Annotated in this window: 18 protein-coding genes; 7 read left to right on the top strand and 11 right to left on the bottom strand. The window is 74.0% G+C overall.

Annotated elements, in window-relative coordinates:
* Positions 1–159: 159 nt before the first annotated feature.
* Entirely contained in the window at positions 160–2,148 is a 1,989-nt protein-coding gene (gene thrS / locus ACIQFY_RS02215) for a threonine--tRNA ligase (RefSeq protein ID WP_066658210.1), read from the bottom strand.
* Positions 2,149–2,341: 193 nt separating this feature from the next.
* The gene (locus tag ACIQFY_RS02210; protein WP_066654284.1) at positions 2,342–2,884 is read right to left on the bottom strand and encodes an adenine phosphoribosyltransferase; all 543 of its coding nucleotides are present in this window, start codon (positions 2,882–2,884) and stop codon (positions 2,342–2,344) included.
* Positions 2,885–3,050: 166 nt separating this feature from the next.
* On the opposite strand from ACIQFY_RS02210, the gene ACIQFY_RS02205 reads away from it, so the two are divergent.
* Positions 3,051–4,061 carry a glycoside hydrolase family 6 protein gene (locus ACIQFY_RS02205; protein WP_209682611.1) on the top strand — a complete coding sequence of 337 codons (1,011 nt, stop codon included), beginning with the start codon at positions 3,051–3,053 and terminating at the stop codon, positions 4,059–4,061.
* Between the two features lie 250 nt (positions 4,062–4,311).
* On the opposite strand, the gene ACIQFY_RS02200 is transcribed toward ACIQFY_RS02205, so the two are convergent.
* The 3 genes from ACIQFY_RS02200 to ybaK form a co-directional block, all read right to left on the bottom strand.
* Positions 4,312–4,545 carry a hypothetical protein gene (locus ACIQFY_RS02200; RefSeq protein ID WP_209682613.1) on the bottom strand — a complete coding sequence of 78 codons (234 nt, stop codon included), beginning with the start codon at positions 4,543–4,545 and terminating at the stop codon, positions 4,312–4,314.
* Between the two features lie 697 nt (positions 4,546–5,242).
* A complete protein-coding gene (locus ACIQFY_RS02195) occupies positions 5,243–7,846 on the bottom strand; it encodes an ATP-dependent Clp protease ATP-binding subunit (RefSeq protein ID WP_400338102.1) in 2,604 nt (867 codons plus the stop codon).
* A 95-nt stretch (positions 7,847–7,941) separates the two neighbouring features.
* Complete coding sequence (ybaK, locus tag ACIQFY_RS02190; protein WP_066654277.1) at positions 7,942–8,427, bottom strand: Cys-tRNA(Pro) deacylase; 486 nt, start codon at positions 8,425–8,427, stop codon at positions 7,942–7,944.
* A 67-nt stretch (positions 8,428–8,494) separates the two neighbouring features.
* Here ybaK and ACIQFY_RS02185 point away from each other — a divergent pair, with 67 nt between their 5' ends.
* Both ACIQFY_RS02185 and ACIQFY_RS02180 read left to right on the top strand, forming a co-directional pair.
* Positions 8,495–8,797: a hypothetical protein gene (locus ACIQFY_RS02185; RefSeq protein WP_400338100.1), complete on the top strand. Its 303-nt coding sequence runs from the start codon at positions 8,495–8,497 to the stop codon at positions 8,795–8,797.
* 57 nt (positions 8,798–8,854) lie between these two features.
* Positions 8,855–9,592, top strand: a complete 738-nt coding sequence (locus tag ACIQFY_RS02180) for a membrane protein insertase YidC (protein WP_251160224.1) — start codon at positions 8,855–8,857, stop codon at positions 9,590–9,592.
* A 31-nt stretch (positions 9,593–9,623) separates the two neighbouring features.
* Here ACIQFY_RS02180 and ACIQFY_RS02175 read toward each other — a convergent pair whose 3' ends face one another.
* Positions 9,624–9,869 (bottom strand): hypothetical protein, encoded by a 246-nt coding sequence (locus ACIQFY_RS02175; protein WP_251160225.1) that lies wholly within the window; start codon positions 9,867–9,869, stop codon positions 9,624–9,626.
* A gap of 111 nt (positions 9,870–9,980) precedes the next feature.
* On the opposite strand from ACIQFY_RS02175, the gene ACIQFY_RS02170 reads away from it, so the two are divergent.
* On the top strand, positions 9,981–10,889 hold the full coding sequence (locus ACIQFY_RS02170; RefSeq protein ID WP_251160226.1) for a hypothetical protein: 909 nt from the start codon (positions 9,981–9,983) through the stop codon (positions 10,887–10,889).
* 233 nt (positions 10,890–11,122) lie between these two features.
* Positions 11,123–12,505: an MFS transporter gene (locus ACIQFY_RS02165; protein ID WP_400338098.1), complete on the top strand. Its 1,383-nt coding sequence runs from the start codon at positions 11,123–11,125 to the stop codon at positions 12,503–12,505.
* Positions 12,506–12,638: 133 nt separating this feature from the next.
* On the opposite strand, the gene ACIQFY_RS02160 is transcribed toward ACIQFY_RS02165, so the two are convergent.
* From ACIQFY_RS02160 to ACIQFY_RS02140, 5 genes are all read right to left on the bottom strand, one after another.
* Positions 12,639–14,927 carry a carboxypeptidase-like regulatory domain-containing protein gene (locus ACIQFY_RS02160; RefSeq protein WP_311205392.1) on the bottom strand — a complete coding sequence of 763 codons (2,289 nt, stop codon included), beginning with the start codon at positions 14,925–14,927 and terminating at the stop codon, positions 12,639–12,641.
* 95 nt (positions 14,928–15,022) lie between these two features.
* Entirely contained in the window at positions 15,023–15,493 is a 471-nt protein-coding gene (locus ACIQFY_RS02155; protein ID WP_066654258.1) for an NUDIX domain-containing protein, read from the bottom strand.
* Between the two features lie 33 nt (positions 15,494–15,526).
* Entirely contained in the window at positions 15,527–16,564 is a 1,038-nt protein-coding gene (locus ACIQFY_RS02150; RefSeq protein WP_066654256.1) for an SGNH/GDSL hydrolase family protein, read from the bottom strand.
* A gap of 110 nt (positions 16,565–16,674) precedes the next feature.
* Positions 16,675–17,031, bottom strand: a complete 357-nt coding sequence (locus ACIQFY_RS02145; protein ID WP_209682631.1) for a PRC-barrel domain-containing protein — start codon at positions 17,029–17,031, stop codon at positions 16,675–16,677.
* 61 nt (positions 17,032–17,092) lie between these two features.
* Entirely contained in the window at positions 17,093–18,070 is a 978-nt protein-coding gene (locus tag ACIQFY_RS02140; RefSeq protein WP_400338095.1) for a glycosyltransferase family 9 protein, read from the bottom strand.
* 61 nt (positions 18,071–18,131) lie between these two features.
* Between ACIQFY_RS02140 and ACIQFY_RS02135 the strand changes: the two genes are divergently transcribed.
* A complete protein-coding gene (locus ACIQFY_RS02135; protein ID WP_066654254.1) occupies positions 18,132–18,683 on the top strand; it encodes an HAD-IIIA family hydrolase in 552 nt (183 codons plus the stop codon).
* A gap of 71 nt (positions 18,684–18,754) precedes the next feature.
* Complete coding sequence (locus ACIQFY_RS02130; protein WP_400338391.1) at positions 18,755–19,807, top strand: glycosyltransferase family 9 protein; 1,053 nt, start codon at positions 18,755–18,757, stop codon at positions 19,805–19,807.
* Positions 19,808–19,895: the final 88 nt, after the last annotated feature.

Genomic DNA, 19,895 nt, shown 5'->3' with positions numbered 1-19,895 from the left:
CGGTGCCCGCGGCACCGCCCGTGTCGACGACCTGCGGACCGGGGTCGGCCGGGATCCCGGAGCCGGCCGGCCTCCCGGAGTCGGCCGGGGCCCCGGGACCGGCCACGTCGACGACGTGGCCGGTCCCGGGGACGGACTCCGTGCCTCCCGTGCGGTCCATCAGACCTGCGCGCGGTCGCGGATCGCAGTGAGGATGCGGTCGACCGCCTCGTCGACCGGCACGCCGTTGTCCTGGCGACCGTCGCGGAAGCGGAACGAGACCGCCCCGGCGTCGCGGTCGTCGCCACCGGCGATCAGCTGGAAGGGCACCTTCGCCTTGGTGTGCGTGCGGATCTTCTTCTGCATCCGGTCGTCCGAGTGGTCGACCTCGGCGCGGACACCGTGCGCACGGAGCTTCGCGACGACCTCGTCGAGGTAGTCGCCGTACTCCGCGGCGACCGGGATCGCGACGACCTGCACCGGGGACAGCCACGCCGGGAAGGCACCCGCGTAGTGCTCGGTGAGGACGCCGAAGAAGCGCTCGATCGAGCCGAACAGGGCGCGGTGGATCATCACGGGACGCTGCCGCGAGCCGTCCGGGGCCGTGTACTCGAGCTCGAAGCGCTCGGGCAGGTTGAAGTCGAGCTGCACGGTCGACATCTGCCACGTGCGACCGATCGCGTCGCGGGCCTGGACGGAGATCTTCGGCCCGTAGAACGCCGCACCGGCGGGGTCCGGGACGAGTTCGAGACCGGACTCCTCGGCGACCTCGCGCAGGGTGTTCGTGGCGATCTCCCACACCTCGTCGTCGCCGACGTACTTCTCCGGGTCCTTCGTGGAGAGCTCGAGGTAGAAGTCGTCGAGTCCGTAGTCGCGGAGGAGCGAGAGCACGAACTCGAGCGTCGTGGTCAGCTCCTCCTTCATCTTCTCCTGCGTGGTGAAGATGTGGGCGTCGTCCTGGGTCATGCCGCGCACGCGGGTCAGGCCGTGGATGACGCCGGACTTCTCGTTGCGGTAGACCGTGCCGAACTCGAACATCCGGAGCGGCAGGTCGCGGTAGGAGCGGGCCTGCGAGCGGTACGCCAGGATGTGCATCGGGCAGTTCATCGGCTTGAGGTAGTAGTCCGCACCCTGTCGGGTGACGTTGCCGTCCTCGTCGCGGGCCTCGTCCATGTGCATGGCCGGGAACATGCCGTCCTTGTACCACCCGAGGTGGCCGGACTGCTCGAACAGGTCGCCCTTCGTGATGTGCGGCGTGTAGACGAAGGAGTACCCCTCCTGCTCGTGCCGGCGGCGCGAGTAGTCCTCCATCTCGCGGCGGATGATGCCGCCCTTCGGGTGGAAGATCGCCAGGCCCGAGCCGATCTCGTCCGGGAACGAGAACAGGTCCAGCTCCGCGCCGAGCTTGCGGTGGTCGCGCTTGGCGGCCTCCTCGAGTCGGACGAGGTACGCCTTGAGCTGGTCCTTGTCCGGCCAGGCGGTGCCGTAGATGCGCTGCAGCTGCGGGTTCTTCTCCGAGCCGCGCCAGTACGCCGCCGCGACGCGCATGAGCTTCGCCGCGTTGCCGATCCACCGGGTGTGCGGGACGTGCGGGCCACGGCAGAGGTCCTGCCAGACGACCTCGCCCGACTTCGGGTCGACGTTCTCGTAGACCGTGAGCTCGCCGGCGCCGACCTCGACGCTCTCGCCGGAGTCGCCCTCGGCCGCGGCGCCCTTGAGGCCGATGAGCTCCTGCTTGAAGGGCTCCCCCGTCATCAGTTCGCGGGCCTCGTCGTCGGTGACGACCTTGCGCCGGAAGCGCTGGGCCTGCTTGACGATGCGGTCCATGCCCTTCTCGATGGCCTTGAGGTCCTCGGGGGTGAAGGGCTCGGCGACGTCGAAGTCGTAGTAGAAGCCGTCGGTGACGGGCGGGCCGATGCCGAGCTTCGCGTCCGGGTTGATCTGCTGCACTGCCTGCGCGAGCACGTGTGCGGCGCTGTGCCGGAGGATGTCGAGGCCGTCCTGCTCGTCGAGCGTCACCGGTTCGACGGTCTCCCCCGCCTCCACGTCGGCCGCGAGGTCCTTGAGCACCCCACCGACGCGGATCGCGACGACACCGCGGACGCCGTCGAAGAGCTCGGTGCCCGTCGTGGCCGTCGTCGCGGTGCGGGGCTCGGGTGCCTGGGGCAGGTCTGCGGGCTCTGGTGCGACTGCGTCGGTCACGATCGTGGTGCTCCTCGGTTGGTTCAGGGGTGGGTCAAGACTAGTGCGCGGCCGCAGCGGTCCAGGCGCGGCCGCGGCGGTCCCGGCGCGTCCGCGGCGGTCCCGGCGCGTCCGCGGCGGTCCCGGCGCGTCCGCGGCGGTCTCGGCCGGCGGCAGCGGTTCAGGCGGGGACGCGGCCGAGCGTCGTGACGGGCAGGCGCGGCTCGAGGCGCTCCCGACCCGAGAGCCCGTCGAGCTCGAGCAGCGAAGCGAAGCCGATCGCCTCGTACCCGGCACGCTCGAGGAGCGTGATCGTCGCCGCAGCGGTGCCCCCGGTCGCGAGGACGTCGTCGACGACGAGCACGCGCGTGCCCTGCGGGAGCTGGCCCGGCCGGAGCTCGAGCTCTGCCTCGCCGTACTCGAGCGCGTACTGCTCGCTCAGGACCTCGCCGGGCAGCTTGCCGGCCTTGCGGACCGTCAGCACGCCGACCTGGTGCTGGGCCGCGATGCCCCCGGCCAGGGCGAAGCCACGGGCCTCGATGCCGGCGACCGCCTGGAACCCCGCACCGATCGCGAACGGCGCCGCGAGGGCCTCGCAGACCCGTCCGAACGCCACGGGGTCGGAGAACACCGGCGTCACGTCGCGGAACAGGATGCCGGGCTTCGGGAAGTCCGGGACGATGGCGGTCAGGCGTTCGACGAGTGCAGCTGCGGTTTCGGTCACCGCACAACGGTACGCGACCGCAGGCGCCGCACGCGCCCGGCCGCCCGTTGCCTGTCCCTCGTTCTGGAGATCGCCCCGACGCCGCCCCGCGGGTTCTGATGGTCTGCGGCAGGTGGAGCGGGACGGCAGGGACGTCCCGGCAGCGGACGGACACAGGACGGGGACCATGTACTCGAGGATCAGGACGATGGTCGCGCTCGCCGTCGTGGCGACGGCGGTGGTCGGGGGCACCGTGACGTTCCCCGCGGCTGCGACGGCGGCGTCCACCGCGCCGCTGCCGCGCGCTGCCCTCCACTCCGCGACGCCCGGGCAGGTCTTCGCCGGTGGGTTGTACCGGCAGCCGGACAGCCAGCCCGCCCAGGCCGCGGCGGCGCTGAGCGCGGCGGGGAGGACGACCGAGGCCGCCGCGGCCCGCACCATCGCGCAGCAGCCGATCGCGATCTGGCTCGGCGAGTGGTACACGGGCGACGCGCTGGACCGGGTGATCGCGCGGAACCTCGCCGCCGCGGAGAAGACGGGCACGACGCCGGTGTTCGTCACGTACGCCGTCCCGAACCGCGACTGCGGCGGGTACTCGGCGGGCGGCCTCTCCCCGTCCCGGTACGCCGCGTGGAACCGTCGCATCGCGGCCGACCTCCAGGGGCACCGGGCCGTCGTGATCGTCGAGCCGGACTCCCTGGCACACCTGAGCACGTGCACCGCCGAGCGAGCCCGACGGCCGGGCCTCATCGCGGCGGCCGTGCGCGTGTACGCCGCCGCGGGGGTCCCCACCTACCTGGACGGCGGGAACGAGGACTGGAACCCCGCGGAGCTCCAGGCGACGTACCTGCGGGAAGCCGGTGTCGCCCAGGCCCGGGGGTTCTTCACGAACGTCGCGAACTTCTACGGCGTCGACGGTGAGCGGGCCTACGCCGAGCGGCTCAGCGCGATGACGGGTGGAGCACGGTACGTCGTCGACGTGTCGAGGAACGGTCGTGGGTGGCTCGGCACCTGGTGCAACCCGACCGGGGCCGGTCTCGGAGGGAAGCCCCACGTCGCAGCGGGCACGACCCGGCTCGACGCCCTGCTCTGGGTGAAGACCCCGGGGGCGAGCGACGGGACCTGCAACGGCGGGCCGGCGGCGGGGACGTGGTTCCCGTCGTACGCGGTCGCACTGGTGGCCAACCGGAAGCGGTAGGCGCGGGGTCGCGGTCCCGCGCGGGGCGGGTGCCCTAGGTGCGGCGGGCGCGGCGAGTGTGGCGTTCGTCGCGGAGCACAACGGGAAGCACCTCGCGCCAAGCGATCGCATGGCGCGAGGTGCTTCTGGTTGTGCGGAGGCCGTGCGCGCGGCGCTGTCGCGGCTGCGGCTGCGGCTGCGCGCCGCCGCGTCGGCGCAGCCGGAGCGGCGGCGCGTCGGCGCAGCCGGAGCGGCGGCGCGGCGCGGCGCGTCAGCGCCACATGCGCATCGCGGCGCTCCGCACGAGCAGCTCGAGCTCGCGCTCGCGCCGCTCCCGGTCGAGCCGCTGACGGGTGGCGTGGTCGACCGACGGACGCACGTGGTGCGTCCGTCGACTCCAGATGATCAGCGACATGCCGATCCGGAGGGCGATGCGGTCGGCGAGCGTGACCCGGCGGCGCACCGCGCGGGTGTCGGGGGGACGGACGTCGATGTCGTTCGACACGATGGTGCCTTTCGTGGGTGCCCGAGGGCATGACGGAGATCCCGACCGCCGACCGCGTGGATGCGTCGGGAACGGGTTCGCGAAGAACGCCCGGTGAATGCGGGCGAGAATGATCGGCAGGGCGCGCAGGAATGCGCGCGGCTGCATTGTCGGTGACCGATCGGGTCACCGAGTGGAATCGTCGGAGAGACGTCCGCCGCTCGCGGTCCGATCTCGATCCACCACGCCGCGCCCCCGGCCGCCGTCCGCAGGACGGGCGTCCGTCACCCGGACGGGCGTCCGTCAGCTGGACGGGCAGCCGTGGCCTGCACGGCGTGTGTGGTGCGGCACAGCGGGGCTGTGCGACGACGATCGGGACCGCACCACCGCGTGCTCAGGGCAGCGACGAGCGGGACCTCGGTCGATCGAGGAGAACGGCTGGAGCGGGGCGTCCCGCGTCAGTGCGAACGGAGCGGGGTGCCGCCGATCCCACGGATTCCACGGAACGGGTTCGTCATGGCGATCATCATTGTCGGCCCCCTCTCGGTCTCGTACAGCCGGTGATGCTCGTGAACACTATCGGCGTCGGGAATGCGAGCGCAACCCCTTTCTCGAACATTTCCGGAATTGCATCCGAGAACACACGAGGACGTCGCAGGACGCGGAACGGCCCCGGTACCGCTGGGGTGCCGGGGCCGTTCCGTGTGAGCGGGTCGGATCAGACCGTCGCCGGGGCTGACGCCCGGGCGACGAGCCGGCCGTCCTCGAGGTCGATCCGGACGGTGTCGCCGGCGTGCGCCTGCTCGTCGACCACCAGGGTCGCGATGCGGTCGTCGACCTCGCGCTGGATGAGTCGACGGAGCGGACGGGCGCCGTACTCGGGCTCGTACCCGTGCTCGGCGAGCCAGTCGGTCGCCGCCTCGGACACCGCCAGGGTCATCCCCTGGGTGAGGAGCCGGAGCGCGGTGTCCTGCAGCAGCAGGTCGACGATCGACCGCAGCTGCTCCTGCGACAGCTTGCGGAAGAGCACGATCTCGTCGATGCGGTTGATGAACTCGGGCCGCATCGACTCGCGCAGCCTGCCCATCACACGGGCGCGCAGGTCCTCCTCGGAGTAGCCGCCGTCCGCCGAGGCCGAGAACCCGAGCGCACCGGAGCGCGATGCGAGGAACTCCGAGCCGATGTTCGACGTCATGATGACGACGGTGTTCCGGAAGTCGACCGTCCGTCCCTGTCCGTCGGTGAGGCGGCCGTCGTCGAGCACCTGCAGCAGCAGGTTGAAGACGTCCGGGTGCGCCTTCTCGACCTCGTCGAGCAGGACCACCGAGTACGGGTTGCGACGGACGCGCTCGGTGAGCTGCCCGGCCTCCTCGTGACCGACGTACCCGGGAGGGGCACCGACCAGGCGGGAGACGGTGTGCCGTTCGCCGAACTCGCTCATGTCGAACCGCAGCATGGCGGACTCGTCGCCGAAGAGCGATCCGGCCAGGGCCTTCGCGAGCTCGGTCTTGCCGACGCCCGTCGGGCCGAGGAACAGGAAGCTGCCCACGGGACGACGCGGGTCGCCCATGCCGGTCCGGCTGCGTCGGACGGCGGTCGCGATGGCGCGCACGGCGTCGTCCTGGCCGACGACGCGCTCGTGGAGTTCGTCCTCGAGCGCGGCGAGGCGCGAGCGGTCACCCTGCGAGATCCGGGTCGCCGGGATGCCGGTGGCACGCGACACGACCTCGGCGACGTCTGCCTCGGTGATCACGCGGTCGGCGGTCGACGGCCGGGAGGCACTGCTCGCGTCCCCCCGCGAGGCGGCGGTGATCTGCGCCTCCAGTCCGTCGATCTCGTCGCGCAGGCGCGACGCCTCCTCGTACAGCTCCTCGGCCACCGCGCGGTCCTTGTCGGCCTGCAGCTCCGCGACCTGGTCACGGAGCGCCTCGACGTCGACGTCGCCCGACAGGGCGAGACGGCGTCGTGCCCCGGCCTGGTCGATGAGGTCGATCGCCTTGTCCGGCAGGTGCCGGTCGGTCACGTACCGGTGCGAGAGCTCCACCGCGGCGCGCAGGGCGTCGTCGGTGTAGGTCACGTCGTGGTGCTCGGCGTAGCGCGGGGCGAGGCCGCCGAGGATCGCGACGGCGTCCTCGATGCTCGGCTCCCCCACCCGGACCGGCTGGAAGCGCCGCTCGAGCGCGGCGTCCTTCTCGATGCGGCGGTACTCGCGCAGCGTCGTCGCGCCGACCAGGTGCAGGTCGCCGCGGGCCAGGCGGGGCTTGAGGATGTTGCCGGCGTCCATCGAGCCGCCCTCGCCACCGCCCCCGGCGCCGACGACGGTGTGCAGTTCGTCGATGAAGACGATCAGCTCGTCCGCGTGCGCCGCGATCTCGTCCATCGCCGTCGTCAGGCGCTCCTCGAAGTCGCCGCGGTACCGGGTGCCGGAGAGCATGCCGGCGAGGTCGAGCGCGACCACCCGCTTGCCCCGGAGCAGCGCGGGCACGTCGCCGTCGGTGATCCGCTGCGCGAGCCCCTCGACGATCGCGGTCTTGCCGACCCCGGGCTCACCGATGAGGACCGGGTTGTTCTTCGTGCGGCGGAGCAGGATCTCGACGGTCTGCTCGATCTCGTCGGCGCGGCCGATCACCGGGTCGATGCGTCCGTCGCGGGCGCGTTCGGTGAGGTCGGTGCCGAACCGGTCGAGCGTCGGGGTGTCGCTCGTCGTGCCGTTCGTGGGGTCGGCGGTGGTCTCGGTGGCTCCGGGCATCGGGCGTCCCTCTCGTGCTGCTGCCGCGGCCTGCTGGGCGTGCTCCTGCAGGTGCTGCGGGGTGACACCGGCGCTCGCGAGCAGCTGCCCGGTGACGGTGTCCTGGTCGGTGACGAGCGCGAAGAAGACGTGCTCGGGGTCGGTGTAGGTGCTGCCGAAGGCCTTGGCGGCCTGGGTCGCCTCGAGCAGGATCCGCTGTGCGGTCCCGGTCAGGGCGGGCTGCCCGGTGCGCTCGGGACGCGGGTCCGTCGGCGCGGGGAGGCGTTGCTCGACCTCGGCGGCGAACTGCTCCGGGTCGACACCGGCGGTGCGCAGGACCGCGGTGAAGGGCTCGGTGCGCACGAGCACGTGCAGGACGTGCAGCGCGTCGATCTCGTGCTGGCCCTGTGCGACGGCGTACTCGGCGGTGTGCTGGAGCACCTCGTGGGTACGTCGGCTGAGGAGCCGCGTGATGTCGACCGGGCGTCCCAGCGGGACGGATCGCTGGGCACCGGACTGCTGGGCCGCGATGAGCCGCGCGATGAACGCGTCGAACGCGTCGTCGCCACCGGTCGGGCCGAACGTTGCTGGCAAAGGGACCTCCTGGGAACTTGAGTGCCTTCGACTCAATGCAACGCTGGAGGACCCGCTCCATTCCCGGCGGGTGAAGAAACTTGCGTCAGACCGACTCAGGTCCTCGCGATGGCCGCCGTGGAGGCGCCGGTGACGCGGACCAGGTCGGCCGGCGCGACCTCGATGTCGAACCCGCGGCGCCCGCCGGAGACGAAGATGCTCGGGTGCTCGAGCGCGGTCTCGTCGACGACCGTCCGCAGGCTGGTCTTCTGTCCGACCGGACTGATCCCGCCCACCACGTACCCGGTCCGCTTCTCGGCGAGGGCAGGTTGGGCGAGCGTCGCCTTCTTGCCGCCGAGGGCAGCTGCGATGGCCTTGAGGTCCAGGCGGTTCGCGACCGGCACGACCGCCACGGCCAGCTGCCCGTCCACCGAGACGACGAGCGTCTTGAACACCTGGTCCTCACGGAGCCCCAGTGCCGCGGCGGCCTCCTCACCGAAGTTGGTCGCGGTCTCGTGGTGCTCGTAGACGTGCGGCGTGAACGGGATCCCCGCCCGCTCCAGGGCGAGGGTCGCTGGGGTGCTCGGCGATCCTGCGGTCATGCCTGCGATCCTGCCCGTCCGGGACTGCCGGTCCTCGACGGCACGCGGGGGTTACGCTGAACGGACCATGACCGTCGTCGAACTCCTGCTGCGCGCCCTCGCGGTGCTGCAGATCGGCGATGCCGGCCTGCTCGGTCCGTCGGGTTCCCCGGCGCCCCTGCTTGCCGTCGCCGCGCTCGGCCTCGCCGCCGTCGCCGTCACGGTGCTCGTCGTCCGGCTGCTCGCGACGGCGCTCGGTGTCGATCCGGGTGCCGAGGGCTCCGAGCGGACGGGCGCAGCGGTGGAGCGGGCGACCCGCATCGCGTGGAGCCACCCCGACGCCGACGGCCAGGTGCGGTCGCGAGCACCGGGAGCGCCGACACCGGCCTGACCGCCCGCGGGTGGTCGGGTCACGTCGTCACGGACCCCTCCACTCGAACGGAACGTCATGGACATCACCACCCTGCCCGTCGTCGGCGACCTGCTGCGCGCCGGCGTCGACCTGCTCGCCGCGCTCACCGCAGCCCTGTCCCCCGTCGCCGGTGGCGCCGCAGCGGCCCTCGCCGTCGTGGCGCTCACCCTGGGCGTGCGCATCGTGCTCGTCCCGCTCGCCGTCCTGCAGGTGCGGGCCGAGCGCGACCGGCGTCGACTCGCCCCGCAGCTCGCCGCCCTCCGCAGGCGCCACGGTGCGGACACGCGACGCCTCCAGGAGGCCGTGCAGCGCCTGTACACCTCCGAGCGCGTCTCCCCGCTGGCCGGGTGCCTCCCGGTGCTCGCGCAGGCTCCGGTCCTCTCGCTCGTGTACGCGCTCTTCACGCACGCGTCGATCGCCGGCGCCGCGAACGCCCTGCTCGACGCGACACTGGTCGGGATCCCGCTCGGGCACACGCTCCTGGTGGCGCTCGCGTCGCCGCTGTGGAGCCACGCCTGGGTGGTGCTCGTGCTGCTCGTCGTGATGGCGGTGGTGGTCGAGGCGTCGCGCCGGGCCACCGTGCACTGGAACCCGACGGCGGAGCCGGCCGCCGGTACGCCCGGGGCCGGTCCGGCCGCTGCCCTGGCGCGCTGGGCGCCCTTCGCGTCGGTCGTCCTCGCCGCGGTCGTCCCGCTCGCCGCGACGCTCTACGTCGTCACGAGCGCCGTCTGGACCCTCGGGGAACGCGCGGTGCTGCGGCGGATCGTCCGCTGAGCCGGGCAGGGGGCGCGCGGGGCGGCCGGTCTCAGCCGCCCTGGCCCTCCTGCTGGGGCCCCTGGTCGACGGGGTCGTACTCGGTGCCACGGCCCTGCTCCTCGTCGGGGGTGGGCACGTGCCGCTCGGTCCCGCTCCCGCCGGGGCTCGTCGCCACGTAGTCGGCCTCGCCGGACTGGGTGTCGTGGCTCAGGGGCTCGAGCGTCTCGGGATCGGCGTCGTGCCGGGTCTGGTCGTGGCCGGAGGCGTCGTGCGCGGTTCCTGCGTCGGTGCTCATGCCACCCGTCTACGCCTCGGGGACTGGACACCTCCCGCTCGGGGGGGGCGGACGTGCCGTCGTCCGGGTGGGAGCATGTGGGTGTCCGGTGCGTCCGGACCGGGAGTGCGCATGGCCGACGAGGACGTCACGGCGGAACGGGCACGACTCGAGGCCCTCGCGTGGGGAGCCGGGGTCGCGGCCGAGGACGCTGCGCGCGCCCGGCTCGAGCTCCGCGGGCTGCGGGACGGCAGCACCGTCGCGGGTGCGACGCCGCCGGCCGGGACGACGACCGACGACGCACGTCCGGCGGCCCGCACGACGAGCGCGGCCGGACGGTCGTCCGTCGCTGCGTCGACCGCTGACCGACCGACACCGGCGGCGGGGCCGATCCGGACCGGGCCCGGCTCAGCCGGTGCGTCGGCGCCCGCCGACCCGGTCGGGCCGGAGGGCGAGCAGGAACCGGCCATGGGACCGGGTGCCGTCCGCGCCGGGGGCGGGGCGGACCTCCAGGCCGGGAGGCCCGCGTGGCGGACACGGGTGAGCGGACTGCTCTGGACCGCGCGGCCGCGCGCCTGGATCGCGCTCGGCGCGGCGGCGGTCGTCGGACTGGCGTTCGCGGCGGGCACGCTGGTGGGCACGACCGACGGGCAGCTGGCCGCCGCGCCCAGCACGACACCGACACCCGGCGCGATCACCCTCGAGGAGCTGCTGGACATCCCGCAGACCTCCGCGGACCAGCTGCCGGGCCCGGTCGAGGCGCCCGTGAGCCTCCGCACGACCCGGCTCGTGTTCACGAACCGGGCCCTGGACGGCAGCGCCTTCGAGACCCCGTGGAACGTGTGGGCCGGGGTCGGGACCGACCGCGAGACCATCTGCCTGGTGGCGACCGCGAACCGGCTCGAGTCGACCACCGCCTGCTACCCGCGTGAGGACGCCCTGCACGGGAACGTCTCGCTCTCCGCCCAGTCGATGAGCGGCACGCTCACCGTCACCCTGCGCGGCGGCGGTGTGCAGGGCACGGTGACGAACGAGAACTGATCGGGAATGCTCGTCCGAGCATCTCGTTGGAGCGCTACAAGATTCTTCGGCGACCCCCTCGCGCGATCCGGATGCTCCGTGCAACACTGGATGTGCGCACTCGCCGTGGAGTCGTCACAACCCGACCGGGTCGTTCGACCCGGACCACACCCACCGCGAGCGCGCACCGCGCACCGCCGTCACGACGGCCGGTCCGACGCGCGCTCCGGCGTTCCCCGGAGGAGGTCAGCAGCGTGTCCACCAACACCACCACCTCGGCCGTGTCGACGAGCACGCGGCCGATCACCGTCACCAACCGGTCGATCGTCGGCATCGCCGTGCTCGGGCTCGCCACCTTCTTCGCGATCACCACGGAGCTCATGCCGGTCGGGCTGCTCGGCACGATGAGCCGCGACCTCGGCGTCAGCGAGTCGACGATGGGCTTCGTCGTCACCGTGTACGCGGCAGCCGTGGCGATCCTCGCCCTCCCGCTGACGTCGCTCACCGCGCGGCTGCCCCGCAAGGCGGTCCTGGTGTCGACCCTGGTCGGCTACGCCGTCTCGAACGTGCTGGTCGCGGTCGCGCCGAGCTTCGCCGTCGTCTGCGCGGGTCGCGTCGTCGGCGGCGTCGCACACGCGCTCTTCTTCTCGGTCGCGTCGGCCTACGCGACGCGGATCGTGCCCCCGCGGCTGGCCGGACGCGCGATCGCCTTCGTCTACTCCGGCAGCTCGCTCGGCTTCGTCCTCGGCGTGCCGCTGGCCACCTGGGTCGCGCAGACGATCGGGTGGCGCCCCGCCGTCGGCTCCGTCGCGCTCGCCGCAGCCCTCCTCGCGCTGGTCGCGGTCGCGTTCCTGCCGGCGGTCAGCGGGACCGCGTCCCCGCACATCGGTTCACCCCGCGCGTGGGCCCGCACCGGACTGCTCTCCGTCGTCGTCGCCGACCTGCTGCTCTTCGCCGGGCACTACGTCGTCTACACCTACATCGGCCCGTACGCGATCGACGCCGGGCTCGACGCCGGCATGGTGAGCGGTGCGCTCCTGGTGCTCGGCGGGACCGGCATCGTCGGCCTCTGGCTCGCCGGCACCTTCGTCGACCGGGCACCGCGGCAGACGTTGATCGCCGCCGTCGCCGTGATGGCCGCCGCCTTCGCCGTGCTGCCGTTCGTGCACAGCTCGCTGTTCGGCACCATGGTGGTCGCCGGGGTCTGGATGGCGGCGAACGGCACGACCGGCACCCTCTTCATGGCCGCGGCGATCCGCACCGGCGGCGTCTCCCCCGACATCGCCGGCGCCCTCGTCAACGGCGCGTCGAACATCGGCATCGCGGGCGGGGCAGCCGTCGGCGGGCAGGCGCTCGGTGCGGTCGGCCTGCAGTACCTGCCGTTCGCCGGCGCCGTCGTGCTGATCGGCTCGCTCGGCGTCGTGCTCGCGGCGCGCCGCGGCTTCCCGGTGCACACGCACGCGCAGGAGCACCTGTCCACGACGTCGGTCGAGGCGATCACGTCCTCGCTCGCGGTCGTCACCAGCTCGGTGCCGGTCGTCAGCCGTGCGATCGCCACCATCACCGGGTCGATCGGCGTCGCCACCGGCACGGTGTCGACCGCGACGGGATCCGTGCGGACGCAGCGGCGGCGCTGAGCCCGGGACACGGGAGCGGGGCGGGCCGACCGATGTCGACCCGCCCCGCTCCCGTCTCCCGGAGCCCGGAGCCCGGAGCCCGGAGCCCCGAGCCCGGAGCCCGGAGCCCCGAGCCCGACGGCCGGGTGTGCGGTCAGTCCTGCGGGACCGACCGTCGACGACGTGCCGCGCGGACCGACAGCAACCCGCCGCCGGTCAGGAGCAGCAGCGCTGCGACGGCGACCGCGGGGGTGACGTCGGCTCCGGTGAAGGCCAGTCCGCCACCGGTCGGGCCACCACCGTCGCCCGTGCCGGTACCGCCCGCGACGGGTGCCGCGCTCGGGGTCGGGCCGTCGGTCGGCTGCGGCGTCACCGTCGGGGTGGGCTCCGGCGTGACGGCGACCTCGGCGAGGACGAGGCGCACGGGCTCCGGCGTGCCGCCGACCGCGGCGGTCGTGACCACCACCGGGTCCGACTGCTCGGAGCCGGTCCCGGCCGTGATCGTGTACTCGGTCAGCGGGCGGAGCCCCTCGAGCACGAAGGTGCCGTCGTCGCCGGTGGTCGTGCTGACCGGCTCGCCGTCGTCGTCACCGGTCAGCGTCGCCACGACCGGGACGGCCGCGGCGGGGGCGCCGTCCGCGTCGCTGACCGTGCCCGGCTGGTCGACCGTCGGCAGGGGCAGGACGAAGTCGACGGCGTCGGCGGCGGTCCCCGTGGCGGGCGTCGTGACCGTCCGGACGGGGGCCCCCTCGACGCTCACGGCGTACTCCGTCGACGGCGTCAACCCGGCGAGCGAGTACCCGCCGTCCGCGGTCGTCTCGACCGTGACCACGGCACCCGAACCGGCCTCGACCGGCCGTGCGGTGACGGTCGTGTCCACGACGGGCGTGCCGTCCTCGTAGCGGACGGAACCGGCCTGCCCGACCGTGACCGCCACCGGCGTCGTGAACGGGAAGTCCGCTCGGACCGTGCCGTCGGCGGTGACCTCGACCGTCAGCTCGGTCGGCTCCGGAGCACCGGCGACCGCGGCCTCGGTACGGACGGTGTAGGTGCCGGGCCGGAGCGCCAGACCGTACGTGCCGTCGGCGTCCGTCTCGACGGTGGCCACCACGCCACCGCCCTGCAGGACCTCCACGAGCGCGGGTGCGGCGGGGGCGCCGCCGTCGAGCGTCACGCGGCCCGTGATCGTGCCCACGCTGATCGGCAGGACGATCGGGTCGAGCGCAGCCACCGGGGCACCGTCGGCACCGGTCGAGCCCGACACCGGCGGGGCACCGCTCACCGTCGCGACGACCGCAGTGCCGGCCGGCAGGCCGACGGCACGCCAGCGCCCGTCCGCGTCCGTGACGACGGTGGCGAGGGGCAGCCCCGAGGTGTCCGTGACGGTCACCTCGGCGTCGGCGACGGGGCGGCCGTCGGCGTCGATCACCGAGCCGTCGAGGTCGACGGTCCCCGGGACCGTGCTGAGGACGAAGTCGGCGTCCGTGACGTCGGTCCGGAGGTCGACCACCGCGGGAGCGCGGTCGACCGCCGCGTTGTCCGGGGTCGCGATCGACACCCGGTACCCGTCGGCCTGGGTGAGCGCGGGGAACGCGTACGCACCGTCGGCACCGGTGGTCGTCGTGTACTCGGTGCCGTTCGGAGCGGTCACGGTGACGAGCGTGTCCACCAGTGGTTCGCCGTCGAGTGCCGCAGTGCCGGACAGGGACGAGGTCCGGTTCGCGAACCAGGTCTGGTAGACGGGGAGGCCACTGCGTTGCTGGTAGGCGATGGTCAGCGTCGCGAGCGACGCCGTCGGTGTGAACCATGCGCTCGCGCCGGCGGTGTCGTTCGCGGCGTCGTTGCCCCGCAGCACCCCCGTGGCCGGGTCCCAGGACGGCAGGTCCTGACCCGCCGCCACGCCTCCGGGATCGCGCGGGCAGCTCCACCCGCCGGGCGAGACGGTCGAGCACGAGTTGTACGAACCCGCGTAGCCGAGCTGGTCCACGGTGGCTGGGGTGCCGTCCGCGAGGGTCGCCGAGATCGTCGCCTGGTCGGCGTCGACGTCGCCCAGGACGAAGGACCAACCGCCGGCCCCTGGCGTCCCACCGTCGAACGTCCAGGTCGTGACGGCAGGGCTCCGCGCGTCGTCCGCCGCCGGCCGCTGGTTGAGGTACGTCGCACCGCGACTGGTGCCGTAGACCGTGCCGGGCGGCGTCGACGCCCCCTGCCACGTCGATGCGCCGGAGACGACCGTGGCCTGCCGGGAGGTGGACGTGAAGGTGGTGTCCGGGAACCCCGGGAGCGCGATCGAGCCGGTGTACGCACGACTCGTGCCGTCCACCGTGACGGTGGCCCAGTTCCCCGTGGTCGCGGCCGTCGCGCTCGTGACGCCGCTCACCGCCAGTCCTGCCCCGAGTGCGACGGCGATGCCGCCGGCGATGACGGTGCGCCATCTGCGCATGTGTGCTCCCCTGTGTCGGCGCCGACGAATACCCGACGCTTGCTCAGGCTATCCGGGCAGCGCGGACGAGGGACAGCCCCGGTGCGGGTCGCGGATCACCGGCCCTCCAGGGCCGCGAGCAGCCGGTCGAGCGCGACGACCTGGCCGGACACGAGCACCCCGCGCGCCTCCTCGATGCCGAACCAGCGGGCGTCGTCGACCTCGGGGACCGCGACGAACCGACCGGAACCGCGCGGGAGCTCGACCTGCACCGTGTTGCTCCGCACCTCGTCGACCTCGAAGTCGTCGGCCCGTGCCGCGAAGACCCGGACGCGCTTCCCGGAGGCCTGGCGGACCTCGCCGAGGTCGAGCACGGGTCCCGTCGGTGCGGGGACCCCGATCTCCTCGGCGAACTCGCGGCGCGCGGTGTCGAGTGCGTCCTCACCGTCCTCGACGAGCCCCTTCGGGATCGACCACGCGCGCGGGCGTCGACGCCAGAACGGTCCGCCCATGTGCGCGACGAAGACCTCCGGGGTGCCGTCCACGGGCGACCGACGGTGCAGCAGGAGTCCGGCGCTGGTGACCACCGATCGACCCTACGACGAGCGGCCGTGCACGGCTCAGTCCGCGAGCCGGCGGAGCTCCGAGGCCACCTGCCCGGTCAACCACGCCACCCCGCGCCCGTTCGGGTGCAGGGCCCCGGGCACCATGTCGATGCGGCTCAGGTCGCCCGCCCCGGAGAGCGAGACGCCCGCGACGTACGGGTCGTCGGTCGCGCAGGCCGAGTGCGCCTGCGACCGGGCGAACACGTCGACGAACGGGACGCCGGCCGCCTCGGCAGCGGACGCCGAGACCTCGTCGAGCGACTCCTGGACCCCGTGCAGGTACCGGACGTCGCCGTCGGTGAACGGGTAGGTGTCCCGCGGGAAGGACCCCACGAGCGAGCCGAGGTCGAGCGCCGAGCGGAAGCACCCCCGCGCCGGCGTGTGGGCCGCGTCCGGGAAGATCGCCGGGTAGCCGAGGAAGACCACGACCGCGTTCGGCGCGGCCCGGCGGACCGCGGCGAGCGTGTCCGCGATCCCGAGCGCGACCCGGGACCGGATGCGCACGTCGAGGTCGTCCACCCCGTCGTGCACGAGGGTGCTGCGGCACGACGGGGCGTCCCGACCGGAGAACACCGGGCCGCGGGAGGACAGCGCCAGGCAGGATGCGGCGGTGCCGAACAGGTCGGCGTCGTTGCCGCCGATCGTCAGCGTGACCAGCCGGGTGTCCTCGGACAGTGCCCGGACCTGGGGCGGCACCCCGCGGAACTGGTACCCCGACACGACGTCACGACTGGTCGCCCCCGCGCACGTCACGTCGGTCAGGTCGAGTCCGAAGCGCGCCGCGAGCCGGTGGGGGTAGTCGCGCGCCGACTGCGCGCAGGCGCTCGTCGGCAGCCGGGTCGGGTCGCCCAGGCCGTAGCCGGCCGAGTAGGAGTCGCCGAGTGCGACGTACTCGCTGCCCGGCGGCAGGTCGGCGAGCGTCTCGGCCGGGTCGTCCGTCACCGGGTACGGCTCCGGGACCGGCCACATCGGCGCCGCGACGGCGCCGTCGGTCGGTGCGACCGCGACCGGGCCCGACGGCGCGACGACGACCGCGGCGAGGACCGCGAGCACGAGGGCGACGGCGGTCGACCGCTTCGAGCGGGTGGTGCGCTGCAGGGGGTCCTCCGGGTGGACGCGACGACGGGACGGGCAAGGCTACCTGCCCGTCCCGGGTGCCGGTGTCAGCGACGACCCAGGCGCCGTTCCCCGTTGCTGCCGGTCTGGTACTGCAGGCCGTAGTGCTCGTACAGCACGGGTTCGGTCGAGGCCTCGAGCTCACCGTCGGTCGGGATGGTCGGGGCGTCCTTGACGAGCTTCTTCGGGAACGTCACGAGCAGGTGCTTCGGCGCCACCGTCGCACCGACGAGCGGGACGAAGAGCAGCTTCTGGAACCCGGGCAGCCCGGTGGTGACGGCGCCGAAGGCGGGATCGGACGTCGCGGTGTCGTAGTAGATGCTCTCGAGCGTGCCGATCTTGTCCTCGGTCTCGTCGACGACGGGCAGGCCGATCCAGTCACGGATGTTGGCGGCTTCGAACACGGGGCGCTCCCTTCGAGCAGGACAGGTACGCCTCGACGCTACCGACGACCCCTCGGCGGGTTCACGGCGAAGTGACGGGGGCGACCGGGAGCGAGTCGACGGCGGCGAGCACGTCGTCCACGCCGACGGCCAGGAGCGCCGGGTCCGGGTCCTCCGCGAACACGTCCCCGCGGCGCACGGACGCGTCGGTGAGCACGACGTGCGGACCGGAGGCGGGCGGTCCCCAGGCCTCGGGCGGCGCCGGCCCGAACACCACGACGGACGGGACCCCGTAGGCGGAGGCGAGGTGGGCCGCCCCCGTGTCGACGGTCACGACGAGCGATGCCGATGCGATGACGCCGGCGAAGGCCTGCAGCTCCAGCGCGCCCGCGAGGACCGCCTCCGGCGGCAAGCCGGCCGACTGCGCGACGGCGGTGGCGCGCTCGACGTCGTCCGCGCCTCCCGTCAGGACCACGTCGAGGCCGCGCTCGCGGAGCCCTCGCACCACGGCTGCGAAGCGGTCGGTCGGCCAGTGCCGCGCACCGTGGAAGGCGCCGATGTGCACGACCGCGGCACCCGGCGCGGCGGACGGGGCGGCCGGGCGGGCGATGGCGACCTCGTCGGGGTCGGCGGGGATGCCGTGCCAGGTGAGCAGGTCCGCCCAGCGCTCCCGCTCGTGGACGTCGTCCGGCCACTCCGGGCCCTCGTACCCGTGGGTCGGGTCGGCGTGGCCGATCACGCGCCGGGCACCGAGTGCGGCGACGAGGTCGGACGACTCCGGCCCGGCACCGTGCAGGTTGACCGCGACGTCGACCGCTCCGGCGGGGGCGGCGATCGGGTGGTCGAGCCCGTGCTGCGCGAGGTGCACGTCGACGGGCAGCAGCTCGACGACCGGGGCGAGCCACGCGGTCGTCGCCAGGGTGATCCGGTGGCCGGGGAACGCCCGGCGGAGCGCGTGCAGTGCGGGGACGGCGACGAGCGCGTCCCCGAGCTTGATGGCGCGCAGGACGAGCAGGTCGGGGCGTCCGTCGGACGGGGGCAGGGCGGGGACGGCGGTCACGGTCCGACGGTATCCGGCCGCGCCTGGGCCGGTTCCCGGCCGGCGGACGGTACCAAGGAGCATGGCTCTCGCGAAGGACCGCGCCGTCCGCGGTCTGCTCTTCGACCGTGACGACACCCTCGTCATCGACGTCCCGTACAACGCCGACCCCCACAAGGTCGTCCCCGTGCCCGGCGCCCACCGCGCGGTCGAGCGCGCCCGGACCGCCGGTCTGCGCGTCGGGGTCGTGACGAACCAGTCGGCGATCGCGAAGGGCCTGGCGACCCGCGAGCAGGTCGACGCGACGAACGCCCGCGTGGACGAGCTGGTCGGCCCGTTCGACGTCTGGTGCGTCTGCCCGCACGACGCCGGCGACGGGTGTGCGTGCCGCAAGCCGCGTCCGGGGATGGTGCTCGACGCCGCGCGACGGCTCGGGCTCGACCCGTCCGAGATCGTGGTGGTCGGGGACATCGGCGCCGACGTCGGTGCGGCGGCGGCGGCGGGTGCGCAGGGCGTGCTGGTGCCGACGCCGCGGACGCGCGCCGAGGAGGTCGAGGCGGCGGAGACCGTCGCCGGCTCCCTCGACGACGCCGTCTCCCTCGTGCTGGCCCGGGTCCCGGCGGCCCGGGCGTGAGCCGCGCCGAGCAGCGCGGTCCCGAGGGTGCGGAGTCGACCACGGCCGACGAGCGGACCGGTCCGCGCGTCCTGGTCGTCCGGCTCGACTCGTTCGGCGACGTCCTGGTGGCCGGCCCCGCCGTGCGCGCCGTCGCCGCGGGGGCCGCGCACGTCACGATGCTCTGCGGCCCCCAGGGCTCCCCGGCCGCAGACCTGCTGCCCGGGGTCGACCGGGTGCGGGTCTGGGCAGCGCCCTGGGTGACCGAGACCGCGCGGCCGATCGACGACGCGCTGCTCGGCGAGTTCCGTGCGCTCGTCACCGAGGAACAGCCCGACGAGGCCGTCGTGCTCACCTCGTTCCACCAGTCGCCCCTGCCGGTCGCCCTGCTGCTCCGCCTGGCCGGGGTGCCCCGGGTCTCCGGTGCGTCGGTCGACCACCCCGGGTCGCTGCTCGACGTGCGGCTCCGCCCGGGCGAGGACCTGCCGGAGGACCTCCCGGAGCCGGAGCGCGCCCTCCGCATCGCCGAGGCCGCCGGGTTCGCCCTGCCGGCGGATGACGACGGGAGGCTCGTGGTGCGGATCGACGCCGTCGCACCACCCGAGGTGGCCGCCCTGGACCGCTACGTGGTCGTCCACCCCGGCGCGAGCGTCCCGGCGCGCTCCTGGCCGGAGGAGCACCACCGTGCCCTCGTCGCGGCCTACGCCGAGCGCGGGGTCCCCGTGGTCGTCACGGGCAGCCCCGGCGAGCGGGCGCTCACGGCCGCCGTCGCGGGCGACACCGCGGTCGACCTCGGCGGTCGGACGTCGCCCGCCGAGCTCGCCGCGGTCCTCGCCGGCGCCGAGGTCGTCGTCGTCGGCAACACCGGCCCGGCACACCTCGCCGCCGCGGTGGGGGCGCGCATCGTCAGCCTGTTCTCGCCGGTGGTGCCGGCGGTGAAGTGGGCCCCGTACGCACCTGAGGTGGAACTGCTCGGCGACCAGACCGCCGCCTGCCGCCTGAGCCGTGCGCGGGAGTGCTCGGTCCCGGGCCACCCGTGCCTGTCCGGAGTGCGCGTGCAGGACGTCCTCGACGCACACGGACGCCTGCTGGCGCGCGGCACCGGGTCCGGCGCCGTCGCGGACGGCAGTGCGCTCAGCGGATGAAGCAGGAGAAGCTGCGAGGAGGACCAGCAGTGCTCCCGTAGCGTGCGCCACTGCTCCTCCTGCTCCTCTTCCCGGCACCCGCGCAGCG

Origin of the sequence: Curtobacterium sp. NPDC092190 (assembly GCF_044755625.1) — a bacterium.
GTDB lineage: Bacteria > Actinomycetota > Actinomycetes > Actinomycetales > Microbacteriaceae > Curtobacterium.
This window is presented reverse-complemented; position numbering and strand designations above follow the sequence as displayed.

Bases quoted from the DNA above. Each gene is read 5' to 3' on its own strand.
- ACIQFY_RS02205 (WP_209682611.1), top strand. From the start codon at position 3,051: ATGTACTCGAGGATCAGGACGATGGTCGCGCTCGCCGTCGTGGCGACG.
- ACIQFY_RS02135 (WP_066654254.1), top strand. From the start codon at position 18,132: ATGGCTCTCGCGAAGGACCGCGCCGTCCGCGGTCTGCTCTTCGACCGT.
- ybaK (WP_066654277.1), bottom strand. From the start codon at position 8,427: ATGACCGCAGGATCGCCGAGCACCCCAGCGACCCTCGCCCTGGAGCGG.
- ACIQFY_RS02185 (WP_400338100.1), top strand. From the start codon at position 8,495: ATGACCGTCGTCGAACTCCTGCTGCGCGCCCTCGCGGTGCTGCAGATC.
- ACIQFY_RS02160 (WP_311205392.1), bottom strand. From the start codon at position 14,927: ATGCGCAGATGGCGCACCGTCATCGCCGGCGGCATCGCCGTCGCACTC.
- ACIQFY_RS02170 (WP_251160226.1), top strand. From the start codon at position 9,981: ATGGCCGACGAGGACGTCACGGCGGAACGGGCACGACTCGAGGCCCTC.
- ACIQFY_RS02180 (WP_251160224.1), top strand. From the start codon at position 8,855: ATGGACATCACCACCCTGCCCGTCGTCGGCGACCTGCTGCGCGCCGGC.
- ACIQFY_RS02175 (WP_251160225.1), bottom strand. From the start codon at position 9,869: ATGAGCACCGACGCAGGAACCGCGCACGACGCCTCCGGCCACGACCAG.